The 12,372-nt window shown below is 55.2% G+C and carries 9 protein-coding genes and 1 pseudogene; all 10 read right to left on the bottom strand.

What is annotated here, in order from left to right:
* Nucleotides 1–94 precede the first annotated feature (94 nt).
* Complete coding sequence (locus GSD1FS_RS09505; RefSeq protein WP_196425033.1) at nucleotides 95–658, bottom strand: class C sortase; 564 nt, start codon at nucleotides 656–658, stop codon at nucleotides 95–97.
* The gene (locus GSD1FS_RS09500) at nucleotides 658–1,038 is read right to left on the bottom strand and encodes a hypothetical protein (protein ID WP_196425032.1); all 381 of its coding nucleotides are present in this window, start codon (nucleotides 1,036–1,038) and stop codon (nucleotides 658–660) included. The genes GSD1FS_RS09505 and GSD1FS_RS09500 overlap by 1 nt, the downstream gene beginning before the upstream one ends.
* A 200-nt stretch (nucleotides 1,039–1,238) precedes the next feature.
* Nucleotides 1,239–2,810 (bottom strand): SpaH/EbpB family LPXTG-anchored major pilin, encoded by a 1,572-nt coding sequence (locus GSD1FS_RS04570; RefSeq protein ID WP_155588585.1) that lies wholly within the window; start codon nucleotides 2,808–2,810, stop codon nucleotides 1,239–1,241.
* 69 nt (nucleotides 2,811–2,879) lie between these two features.
* Nucleotides 2,880–3,131 (bottom strand): hypothetical protein, encoded by a 252-nt coding sequence (locus tag GSD1FS_RS04565; protein ID WP_155588584.1) that lies wholly within the window; start codon nucleotides 3,129–3,131, stop codon nucleotides 2,880–2,882.
* 22 nt (nucleotides 3,132–3,153) lie between these two features.
* Nucleotides 3,154–5,577 carry an MSCRAMM family protein gene (locus GSD1FS_RS04560; protein ID WP_155588583.1) on the bottom strand — a complete coding sequence of 808 codons (2,424 nt, stop codon included), beginning with the start codon at nucleotides 5,575–5,577 and terminating at the stop codon, nucleotides 3,154–3,156.
* 403 nt (nucleotides 5,578–5,980) lie between these two features.
* A pseudogene (locus tag GSD1FS_RS04555) lies at nucleotides 5,981–7,587 on the bottom strand (cell division protein).
* 123 nt (nucleotides 7,588–7,710) lie between these two features.
* A complete protein-coding gene (locus GSD1FS_RS04550) occupies nucleotides 7,711–8,391 on the bottom strand; it encodes a pyroglutamyl-peptidase I (RefSeq protein ID WP_155588582.1) in 681 nt (226 codons plus the stop codon).
* Between the two features lie 79 nt (nucleotides 8,392–8,470).
* A complete protein-coding gene (locus tag GSD1FS_RS04545; RefSeq protein WP_155588581.1) occupies nucleotides 8,471–9,268 on the bottom strand; it encodes an IspD/TarI family cytidylyltransferase in 798 nt (265 codons plus the stop codon).
* A 114-nt stretch (nucleotides 9,269–9,382) separates the two neighbouring features.
* Nucleotides 9,383–10,474, bottom strand: a complete 1,092-nt coding sequence (locus GSD1FS_RS04540; RefSeq protein ID WP_343030204.1) for a purine nucleoside phosphorylase YfiH/LACC1 family protein — start codon at nucleotides 10,472–10,474, stop codon at nucleotides 9,383–9,385.
* A 250-nt stretch (nucleotides 10,475–10,724) separates the two neighbouring features.
* Nucleotides 10,725–12,263, bottom strand: a complete 1,539-nt coding sequence (locus GSD1FS_RS04535) for a peptidase U32 family protein (protein WP_155588579.1) — start codon at nucleotides 12,261–12,263, stop codon at nucleotides 10,725–10,727.
* Between the last annotated feature and the right edge of the window lie 109 nt (nucleotides 12,264–12,372).

Below are 12,372 nucleotides of genomic sequence, written 5' to 3'. Positions count from 1 at the left end.
TCGCTGACTGCTTGGCTTGCTGACAGATCTTGCAAACAGTGCTTCCGCACAGCTGAGCACTCGGTAATAACTAATACATTAGTAATAAAACAAATTATTTTAAGCTCGCGTGATGCGGCTGAGTCTGCGGGTGCAGCGCATCGCGTGTCTGGAACACCGCCCACGTCAGCGTCAAGCCGACGGCGGTGAGATAACCGAGAAGCCACCACGGGAAGTGCGGCAAACCGGAGGATTTGCCGGCGGCGTCCGCATCTTGCTTCGGTGTGGGGAGCACTCGCTCGCCGGTGACGAGAATGCGGTGCGTGTTGATGCCCAGCGGCGTGCACGTGACGAGCGTCGCCAGATCCTTGCCCTCCACAGCTTTGACGGCTGCGCTGTCTTTCGGCTCGACCACTTTCGTGTCGTTCACGCGGTATGTGAGCACGTTGCCGAACACTTCCAGCGTGAACGTGTCGCCTACTTTGAGCTCATTGAGTCGCGTGAAGAGTTCCGCTTCCGCCAGACCGCGGTGTGCGGTGATGACCGTTCGCGTGGACTTGCCGCCGACCGGCAGTGACGTTCCCTCCAAGTGACCCGCGCCTTTGAGCAGCGTCGCGTCGTCGGTGCCGTGGTAAATCGGTATGTCAACGTCTATTTTCGGAATGCGAATGCGCCCCATCAGGCCGCTGGAATCTGCGGCGAGAATCTGATTATACGTCCATGTGCGGCCGCGCTTTCAACGGTCGGGTTCGCGTTGGTGAATGTGCCGTTACCGCTGGGGATGCGCTGGTTCGGCAGCAGCTGCGCGCCGGAGATCAGCGCGTCGTTATACGCGTGCGCGGCGGCGACTTGTTCCTGCTCGTCGGGCTTGACCGTATCGACGAGCGATGAATAGTTATTGATGAGTTTCGAATAATTGTATTGACTCAACCACTGCGCTGCGGTTGGGTATACGAGCGAAGTCAGACCGCCGATTACCAGCAGCACGATCACATATGGCAGAACCAGTGCCGAGAACAGCTGTTTCGCTCTGCTTGGCGTGGCTTGTTGCTTGCTCATGGCGATCTCTTTCGCGTGCGACTCGGTTTTCGACCAAATATATATGTTGGTCGAAAGTGATCAAAAGATATATAGATATAAGGAAAGTATAAGGAAGGGTGGAGGGAGTTTTGGACTCCCTCCACCCTGCTTGGCTAGTGCACTCTGGTCTTGCGACTAGAGGACTCTATCGGAAGTTGCAGTGACCTGCGACTTGTGGTTCAGCGCTGCTGCTGACGACGACGTGCGTTCACCATGTAGAGGGACAGCGCGACGGCGAGAGCGACTGCAGCGATCGAGGTGAGCAGGATCGTGCCGGCAGCACCAGTCATTGGCAGCTTCGGGCCGGTCTGCTTGGTGTTGGTAACAGTGTCGCCAACAGTCTTGTTATCACCACGACCAGCGTGGATGTTAACAGTCTTCGTTTCATTGATTCCAGGGGTCACGAAGCCAGCAGGTGCCTGAGTTTCACGGAGGCAGAAGTCTGCGGTAAGGTTCTTCATCTGGTCATCAGTAAGACCCTTATTGCCCTTACCAATCAGCAAACCAGTGAAATTGACATAACCATCACTGCCAGACGTTGCAGTCATCTTTGCCTTGGCAGGAATATCTTTAGTCTCGACTGCGCACTGCTCAGTAGTAGCATCCTTACGCCAGATGATGAAAGTCGCACCAGAGAGAGCCTTCTGAGTGTCATCAACCTTCTTGAACTGGTAATCGCCGTAATATGGTTGATCTTCGGAAGGAACCGGAGGATTCTTCTCACCGTCAGAGAATGGATCATAGTCATTCGTGATCGGGAACACATCGTTCGGGACGCTAGCATCGGTCAGATCCTTGCTAACTACAGTAACAACATGGAAACGAACCTTGGAAACATTAGCCAGCTTCGTGCGACCTGCTTCCGTGAATTCAATCTTCACATAGTCATGCGCATCGTTATCACGCTTTTCATGGCTGACCGTATAGTCAGTATCTGCCGTGAATGTAACGCTGTTATCCTTTCCACCAGCACTATTGAGAGCCTGCACTTCAACACTGTCGTAAGTGACGTTCTCATCCATGCGATCGACGATGCCGAACTTCTTCAGCTTCTCGTTAGTGGAAAGGGACGGAACATCCTGATCAACGTTCCATGCCACCTCGTCACCAACTTTATAAGCACTCTTCAGACTATTTTCATCAACATGCTTGACGGTAGTGCCGAAAGAGTTCTTCGGGTACACAAAGACGTTGTAGTTCCAATTCTTGTTGGCGTTCGGGTAAGGCATGGAAACGAAGAATGGCTCTGCCTTCTGCGTGATCTGGCCTGTGCCGGAATAATTGCCTTCTTCGACATAGTAGAGACCGAGCGGCACCTCAGACCACGTGATCTGGCCGTTGGCTGCAGTCACACCAGTCTTGAATGGAGTGTCTTCAATGGTACCGACTGACTTAGTGCCGCCATCCTTAGTGGGAACCATTACGTTCTTGCCTGATGCTGTCAGATTGGCAAGGTAGTCCCAGTTCTCCGCCTTAGTCATATCGAAGTTCTGCACTCGGTAGAGATTGAATGTAACTCCCTGCATCAAGTCGCCCTCAACGTTCGACTGCTGAGTACCGTCACCTTCCTGCGTTCCATTGGTGCTAGTCTGCTTGTGCTTCTCGATAGTCAACGTACCCTTTGTAGCCGGATCGATATTACCGGTTTCATCATCTGCAAAGGCAGCTGGTGCAGCAGCAAGACCAACGGTCATTGCGCTTGCAGCGAGAACGGCGATCGCCTTCGCGACGCCATTGAGCTTTCCACTCATTGTTTCTCCTTCAATTCTTATCTTCTAAATTATTGATTTTCAGTTATGAAATGCAGTTGCACATTTGAATTACTTGAGAAGTCTGGAGTTCAACCTCCTTCTGTTCTTCAGTAACACTCCGAGCCCTGCCAATAGCGCGCCTGCGAAAAGTCCGCCTGCAACGAATTTGTAGAGATCGGCGCTGGTTCCGCCCGAAGCAGGAAGCGTCGGGCCTGAAGCTTGCTTGTTTGTGATCAGCTGGTATTGAATCTGATCCACGTTATTCTGGTTGATAGTGAACGTGTATTCCAAGCTTTGGTTGTTGCTATCGACGTTCTTCAAGTAACCAAGTGGTGCTTGAGTCTCAGTGAGGGTATATGTACCCCATTTTAAGGTTCGTCAACTTGAACAAACCGCCGGTGGCGTCACCATCAAGTAGCTGCTTGCCTTCATCGGTAACCTCGCAACCGTTCGACGTGCAATCAGCGATTGTCTTTGTCCACGTTGCATCCTCGGTGTTACCTGAGTCAGGTTTGTATGTCAGTTGCCATTGAGAGCCCGTAAGCGTGCCATGAGTAGGCAAAGTCTGACCTTTATTGATCGTTCCTCTTGCTGCCCACGTCAATGTTCCTTCGGCGTACTTGCCCCAAACAATCTGACCTTCCTTACGAACGTCATACACGCTTCTCGAAATCTCTTTCACACTCGAAGTCAGAGTGAAACTCTCCTCCTTCGCGTTCGAGTCAGCCTCCAACATGGTCTTATAGCCAGTCGGCGCAGAAACTTCGTGAATCACATATGTTTTACCAAGCGGCACGTTAGTCCACGTCACTTTGCCGTCACTGCCGGTGGTACGAACATCATTGGAATTAGCGAACACTGGTTCTCCTGAATCAGCTTTGCCGTTCTTATTCGTATCTTCAACGAGTTCGAACTTCGCACCTTCCAACGTTTTAGTTTTCACTGTGTCGTCGTATTTCACGACCGTCACCGTGCCAGTGTCTCGTTCATTCTTGACATCATTGCCTGACGTAGTTTCACCAGGCTTAAGTTCGACCTGCCACGCCGTGCTATTGAGCTTGAAGTCCATAGGGGCCTTCGTCTCAACCACGCAGAACCATGCCGAACTCTTCGTTTCGGAAGACTTCGCCTGGCCTAGCGGCACATTTTCGAACTTCACAAGACCACTGTCATCTGAGGGAACTGTCTTCTTGCCAGTGGGCTTACCGTCGGAGCCAAGAGTGATCGACGTGGCGTCGGTTGCAGGCACAGAGGTGCACTGACCGTCGCTTGGACGCGGCCACATCGTGAACTCGGCGTCTTTCAACGCATTGTTGGAGTCATCGATCTTCTTGAACTGGTAGCTGCCGTAATACGGCTTCGGTGGTTCAACGCCAATGCCATCCGCAATATCAGTGATCTCATTGGACCAGAAACCGAACGAAGGACCATTGGTCGTCTTATGTGAGCTTCCACCGCCCCACAGCGATTCATTCTCCAGCACCATGGCTTTCGGTCGACCTTCCTGATCAGCCGTCATGTGGTATGGCGGGTTTCCAGGAAGATCGAACACATCCGTCAGTGTTCCATCAGAGGTCATGTTGTACAGAGACTGCTCTCCAATAGGATACGACACATCTTGCATAGAGATCGTAAGATCTTCACTTGATTGTCCAAGCGAACCGATGCCAGAGATATACAAATCCTTTGGAGAACCCTCTGATTCTATTGGACGAGTTATCGGCAAACTGGTATTTGTATCCAACATTGAATCAGAATCTGGAACAAATGTTTTATTTGCCACATTCTCTACAGGAATATGAACACGTCGCACATAACGCGTGTACTTTGGAGTCATACGACCTGTTGTGGGATCTTTCGCAGCCTCGCTTGTATTCCAACTCAAGATCACAGTTAGATTGCCTTGCTCGTCGAATTCAATGTCGCTGGCAAGATTACTGAGCGCATAGTCACCATCGGTGAGCCTCAATGTGCCAGCTTTCACTGGTGTTTCACCGGATGTAGTGTAGAAATCAATATCCCAATTCGCCAACACACGTGTTTTAGAAGTTGTGGAGCAAGACTGTGAAACCCTGCTATTCGCAGTTGGGTGGCATTGGCTGCTATTCACTGCTGCGATATAGTATGCGCCAGTGGCTTTATCTACCGCTCCACCCGTCGCCATCTCTGTATCACGATTACTGTATGCGACGGGATTTCCAATCTGTTCCCAATACGTCTTTGACAGTTTAGATCTGGTGTCCTCTAACGTATAAGCAGGATTTGGATTTGAAGCATGCTCCTCACGCACATCCTTTGTTAGACGGTACACCTGCATCGTAGAAGATCCAGTATTTAACGTGGCCCATATGTCACCGTTTTCAGTATTAGATGCAAGCGCCTCATAGGTCCACCTTTTAGCGCCGCTTCCGCCTGTCAAACCTGGAGTGCGAACATAACGGTATGGATCTGTGCTTGCCAATGCTGTATTTATTATAATTTTTGCAGGAAGATACGGCAATGGGATTATGCACTGCGCAGCAACCTCGCCATTATTCGTAGTTACATCGCCAGTTGCTGGCAACTTGTTGTCTGGAACATAAACTTGATAGACCTCGCCAGTAGAGGTGAGCATGATCACGCTTTTGTCTCCGCAATAGCTCGGCACACTGACTTCGTCTGCAACCGCATTGCGCGGCGTAGCCAACGCGAGCGTTCCGCACGCCATGGCGATGGCGCATATACATGCCACTACGAGAGCGGCAGTATCCGCGAACTTCTCACGCATGGTTGCGCTCCCTTCTTGAACCCTTCAATACAACTCCTTGTTGCAGTGTCCGATTAAACGCGAAGATTAGGTTCGAGAACAGTCGCTTTGCATGTTTGGCGCTTTAATCAGCATGTTTTGCAATAGATATGTAAATAATCCTTTAATTCCGAAATATATCAGCTACTGCTTCTATGATTTAGCAGATTTTTTGACACTATCTCTATTGTGAGCTAGATCACAGTATTTTTATTCCTACGAAAAGTGATGAATACATACACATATCTGGGGCGTCCGATTGCCCTCTTCTTACATGCTCCAGATAGTGAGGTAAATGAAAATGCCCTTAAATAGAAATAAAGAAAGGCCCTCTCAATATGCATTGAGAGGGCCTTGAACTCTGTCAGCTACTAGTTAGTAAGTGCTAGTTCTCACCGTTCGCATTTTCGCCATTGTGGACGATCGGCTCGTTGTCGCTTTGGTCAAACATCGGAGCATCAGTGCTCGGCTCGTCAGCGTCGTGTGCGTCATCGCTGGCCGGAGTGGTGTCAGATGTTTCGTCAGTCGAGTCGCTGTTGTCGTCAACAGGTGTGACAACAGCGGTTTCAGGCTCCTCGTGCAGCGACGGCGCGACCGGCATCGCCAGGTGCGGCGTCGAGTGTGGCTGTGCAGGAGTGTCTTCAGGGTCGATCAGCACACCTTCGGAATCATCGTGCGTGGCAGGCGCATCGTCATCGTCTGCCACAGCGTTCACCACCGACATCGTGTCGGTGGAATGCTTGTCGATGCCGAAACCGAAACCGGCGAACGCGTTGGCGAACATCGAGCGAAGTTCGGAGACGCGCTGCGTGATATCTGCTTCGCGAGTCTGCAGTTCGCCGATGCGCTGGCGCAGACCATCGAGCTCGGACTGAGCAGCCTTGCGACGATCCTCGATCTGCGTGGAAGCCTCTTCGCCAGCCTTGCGCACGATCTCGCGCGCCTCCTGGTCAGCTTCCTCACGCTTCTGCGCGGCGTAGGCATCGGCGTCTTCACGCGCCTGCTTTGCCTGCGCGATCTCCTTCTCCGCCTCTTCCTTCGCGCTCTGGCGGCTTTCGTCAAGGCTCTTGAGCAGCTCCTGAACCTTCTTCGTCGCCTCGTCTTGCTGAGCGGCGATGTCGGTGCGAATCTGCTCGACCTCGGCATTCACCTGACTCATCGTCTGCGTGCGGTTCACCTCGGCGGCGTCGTTGATCTCCTGCGCGTGCGCCTTCGCAGCATCGGTGATCTCGCTGGCCTTGCGCTGTGCCTCGGTCATCAACTTCGACACCTGCTCGCGCACGTCAGCGAGCTTCTTGTTCGCGTCGGCAAGCGCAGTCTCGATCTGATCATTCGTCTCGCTCTTCAGGCGAGCCATCTCTTCGTTTGCGCTCTTGCGCTGCTCGGAGATCGTCTTCGCGGTCTGAGCACTCAGATCAGCGATCTCACGCTCCTGCTGAGCGCGTTCGGAAGCCAGGCGCTTCTTGTGCTCTTCGCGGGAGTTGGTCAGCTCAAGATCAAGCGCCTGACGCTGATCGCTCACCGTCTTCGCGGTGGAAGCGCGCAGCTGGTCGGCTTCCTGACGCGCGTTCGTGACGATGGTGTTCGCCTCGTTCTGCGCATTCTTCAGCAGAGTATCTGCCTTGGCCTGCGCGTCATCGACCAAGTGCTGCGCGTCGATTTTCGCATTATTGATGAGCGTCTGCGACTGCGACTGCGCTTCGGTGCGCGCAGAAGCGGCGTCTTTTTTCGCGCGCTCGAGCAGTTCGGTACTCGTCTGCTCCGCGGAGGCGAGCATCTGCTGAGCGTTTGCGCCCAAAGAAGCGAACGTGTTGTCGCTGTTCGCCTTACGATTCTTTCTTCCTGCAGCTGCGCCTGCAACTGCAGCACGGTGTCGTCGCCTGCCTTGACTTGTTCGCGCAGGCTGTCGATGCTCGCCTGCGCCGCCTGCATCGCCTCATCGACACGTTCTTTGTCGTAACCGCGCAATACGACGGGGAAACGATCTACCATATTTACCCTTTCCGAAGTTCCTTACGCGTACATCTTTCACAAGACCGCATTAATCTGCACTTTAATGCGTTCCATCGCGAAAAACGCGCGAATGGTCAAAAATCAACATTCAGCGAAGAAAAGTTAGGCGATCAGCGCGTTCACGCCAATCGGCTTCACATAATATCTCGCAGTCTCTCGAATAACGTCTCTGCATGCCGTGAGCTGCTGGTCGAGCGTCAAGCCATGCTGACTGTGCTCGTGCTCGTCAACCGGCGGCAAGTTCACGAAGCCGCTCAGCGTGCGCTCTTGGCGAGCCGCCCAATCCTGCAGTTTGTAGAACAGCGCATTGCACACGAACGTGCCGGCGTTCGAGCTCAGCGAGGCGGCGATGTCGTCTTGCGCGAACGCGCCGATAATCGCGTTCAGAGGCAAGCCGGTCCAATATGCCGCCGGACCGTCATCGCGAATCACGCCGTGGCGTGGAATGCGGTTGTCGGCATCCGGCCGGTTCGTGTCTTTGATGTTCGCAGCGCAGCGTTCGAGCAGAATGCCGCGCGATGCGCGCTTCAATCCGGTGGCGATCACAATGTTCGGCTTGTATTCGTCGAGCGCGTTCTGCAGAATCGGCCACGCCTTCGCGAAACTCACCGGCATGTGCACGGCGTGAACGCGCACGCTCAAGTCGTGCAACGGGTCGTTCTGATCGTCGGTTAGTGGCATAACGCCTTGCGCTGCAAGCGTGTCGGGCACGATCAGCGCCGGATTCACCTCGACGTCTTCATAGGGGTCGAATCCAGACATGACTACCGAGAGTTCCTGCATCGTTCTCTTTCCGTCGTTTTCGTCGCGAATTATTCGAGTGTTCCTAGTATTTCCAATATTTGCGCGTATGTGCGTGTGCTTACATGCCGAGCGCGTCGCTGAACATGCGGCGAACCTGTTCCTTCGCGTCGTTCGGCGCGATGGTCTGCGCGATCGCCTGAGCCAGCGGCATGTCGTCTTGCGTGGTCACCTTCATGTTCATCGGCGAGCCGGCGACAATCGCCACAGGTTCGTTCGGCAGATAATCCACCACAACTCGCGTGTCGTCGGTCGGCTGGAAGTCAGGATCTCCGGCAGCCTTGTCGTAAGCACGGCGAATCGTGCTGAAACGGAATGCCTGCGGGGTCTGCGCGCGGAACGAGTGACGGCGTTCCGGCACCGATTTGATCGTCTCGCGGTCGCCGAGATCCTGGGTCAGCAGAATCGTGTCGGTGGACGGGCACGCCACGGTCGCCGCCGTGAACTCGTTGAGCACGTCGATGCACGCGTTGATCTGCTGCTGCGAGACGAACGGGCGAACCGCGTCGTGAATCAGCAGCTTCGCGTTTTCCGGAATGCCGGCCTCTTCGAGCAGGGCGAGCGCAGCCTCAGTGGAATCGCTGCGTTCGGCGCCGCCCTTGATGATCGCGCGCACCTTGCCGTAGCCTGCCGTGTTCACCAACTCTTCGACGGCGGCGTGCACGGTGTCGTTCACCACCACCACGATGTCGTCGACGTTCTCGTTGTTCTCGAACGCCTCGATGCTCCAGCCGACGATCGGCTTGCCGTTCAATGCGACGAGCTGCTTCGGGTTCTGCGGGTCGAAGCGAACGCCAGCGCCTGCCGCGAGCACCACGGCGACGACAGGAGCCTGCGCTTCATTCTCTTGAGTAGTCATTAGTTTCTCCAATCACGGCTTTTCAATTGTTCGCCGAGGTGTTCTCTACGTTCCTCGGCAATTTCTCAGTATGCGCCTGCAATGCGTAGAACATTGCGTGAAACGGGCACGGGGCTATTGACGCACGATAAGCGCGAGCATGCGACCTTCGTGCTTCTTGTGTGCGAGCTGGGCGCGCCTGTGCGAGAACCACAGCGGGTTCTCCAACGTGCACATGCTGTGGCGAATGCCCTTGATGCGCTCTTCGAGAGCCGGATCCCCTTCGTTGTCTTCGCGGCACAGTTCAGCGAGCTCGGCGTCTTGATCCAAGTATTGCGTAGCTGCATTCACACGCGGCTGCGACGAGAAGATGTGGTCTTCCTTCACGCCCGCCTGCTTGAGCTCCATGAGTGCGGCCTTGTTGATGTCGATGCCAGGGCCGCCGAAACGGGTCAACGTGAACGTGCCGGGGAACTGTGCGTCGAATTCGTCGGCAATCTGGTCGCCGACTTCGTAGCAGTCACCGCAGATGGCGGGGCCGAGCGTGGCGACGATGTTCTCTTTGCTCGCGCCCTTCTTCACCATCATGTCGACGGTAGCGGCGATCACGTTGCGCTGCAAGCCTTTGCGCCCGCAATGCGCGGCTGCGATCACACCGGCCTTCGGGTCGGCGAGCAGCACCGGCAGGCAGTCGGCGGCGAACACGCCGATGGCGATGCCTTGCTTTGTGGTCACCTGTGCGTCGCCTTCGATCACCTGCACGTCTAAATCCTCGGATTCCACGTCGTCGACCACTGGCTCGCCGTTGCGCTTCGCCTCGGCTTGCTTGGCGTTATGCGAACCGGAGGCGTCGAAGCCAAACGGCTTGTTCTCCGCATACAGTTCATCAATGTCGATGGACTTGCCGGAATGCACCTGATTGATCAGCGAAAGCTTCACATGCAGTTCGTTGGCAAGCGCCTCGCGATTGCGTTCGACGTGCTCGGGGTCATCGCCCGACTTGCCGCCGAGATTGAAATGCGCCCACTCTTCGGCGCTCACGCCACCCAAACGGGTCGTGTAGACCACATTGATGCCGGGTGCGAGCACGATCGGGATCGTCACCGGAATCGGGTTGCCCTCATCGTCGGTCGGCTCGATCGCCGAGCTGTTCAAAATGGCGTCGTCGTATTCCTTGCCTTCGGCGTCATGCACGCCTTCGCGGGCGAGTTTGTCTTCTTCCTGCACGGTTTTCTGGCCATGCGCCTGCACTGCGTGCAGAAGATCGTCAAGATTGATCTGCACCTTATGCTGCTGTGCATTCTGCTGCTCTGCGTTGGTATTGGCCTGCTGCGCGTTGCTGTTGTCGGCGTGTTGCGCGCCGGTGTCTGCGCCGTCGTTCGTCGGCGAAGTATTCTTCTGTTCGGATTCACTCATACGCCACACTTTAGCCGCAATGCGTCACCAGTAACAGCGCTTTAGCTTCCAGTCATCTCCGTTATTCGGCTTTGAGGGTCGGCTTCTTCGTGCGCGAGCGCAGCGCCGCATTCACCGGAACCTCAACGGCGAGCGGCAACGAGAACACGTGCGCCGGATTGTTCACCATCTCCACCGGTTCGCCGTCCGCATCGCGGATTCCCTCGGCCGGCACCGTGTATTCGAGTGGCGCGCGCCCTGGCAGTAGGAACTCCACGAGCTGCCCCGGCTCGATTTTGTTGCGGCTCATGATCGTCACGCGACCACCCTCTTCAGGGCTCCACGAGAGCACTTCGCCAACGACGAGCCAATCGCGGAAGTACGCGCTACGGTCGGTGTTCTGCGTCACCTTCTGCTCCGGGTAGTAGAAGCCGGTGCTGTAGTCGCGATGTGCCACTTTGTATGGCTCCTCAAGCAGCCACTGCGGCAGCTTGACGTGCTCGGCAGGGCGAACGGCTGCATGCTGCCAGCCATCCGCAGCTTCATCGACGAGCTGGCGTTGACGTTCCAAACCGGTGCGGCGGGCCTCACGGTTTGAGATCTCCCCCTCGTCAGACGCGCTGTCCCAATTCGGCATACCCGGGAACGCTTTGTCGGCGTTGAGCATGATCTCATCGCGTTCTGCTTCCTCCGCCAACGCCTCTGCTTCCGGCGAGTTTGCGCGAATGACGCGGTCTTCGAACGGCTTGAGCTCATTGCCGTCTTCGTCTTCAAAACCGCGCTGAATCATATATTCGTTAACCGCGCTTTTGTAGGCATTCGTCATCGTCGCCACATAATACGCACTCTTCGAACGCCCCTCGATCTTCAAGCTGGTAGCGCCCGCGTCGATCAGATCGTCGATATGCTCCATCATGTTCATATCTTGCGAATTGAACAGATATGTGCCCTGCGAAGTCTCCTCCACCGGGAACACCTGCCCCGGGCGTTTCTCTTCGACGAGCGAATATTTCCAACGGCACGGCTGTGCGCATTCGCCGTGGTTGCCGTCACGCCCGGTCAAATAATTCGAGATCAGGCAGCGGCCGGAGAACGCCATGCACATCGAGCCGTGCACAAAAGTTTCGATATCGAGATCGTCGGGCACGTTCGCACGAATGTCACGCACAGCCTGCAAATCCATTTCGCGAGCGAGCACCACGCGACGCGCGCCGAGATCATAGAGCGTGTTGGCGGCGAGATAATTCGTGACGCCAGCCTGCGTAGACACGTGCAGTTCGAGCTCTGGTGCGATGCGGTGCGCCAGCATCATCACGCCGATGTCGGTGACGATGAGCGCGTCCACGCCGGTGGTGCGCAGGTCTTCGATGTAGCGTTCGATCGCGGTGATCTCGTTGTTGCGCGGCAGAATATTAAGCGTCACATAGACGCGCGCGCCGTGCTCATGCGCATATGCCGCGCCCTCGCGAAAATCGTCGATGCTGAAATTGCGCGGAGCGGAACGCATGCCGAACGATTTGCCGCCGCAATACACGGCGTCGGCGCCATAATCGACGGCGGTTTTGAGTCCGCGCAGATTACCCGCGGGAGCGAGCACTTCTGGTTTTCTACGACGTTTCATGTCCCCACACTTTCGCGGCCGGATGCGCCGGCGAGCTGTCTATCTACATAAGAGATCTATTACAAGAACACGCATAGTATAGCGGCACTGCCGCACGACCGCCATGCCC

The sequence above is a fragment of the Bifidobacterium canis genome (genome assembly GCF_009727065.1).
Lineage (GTDB): Bacteria > Actinomycetota > Actinomycetes > Actinomycetales > Bifidobacteriaceae > Bifidobacterium > Bifidobacterium canis.
Note: the sequence above shows the minus strand (reverse complement) of the source record. Positions and strands in the feature narration are given on the sequence as shown.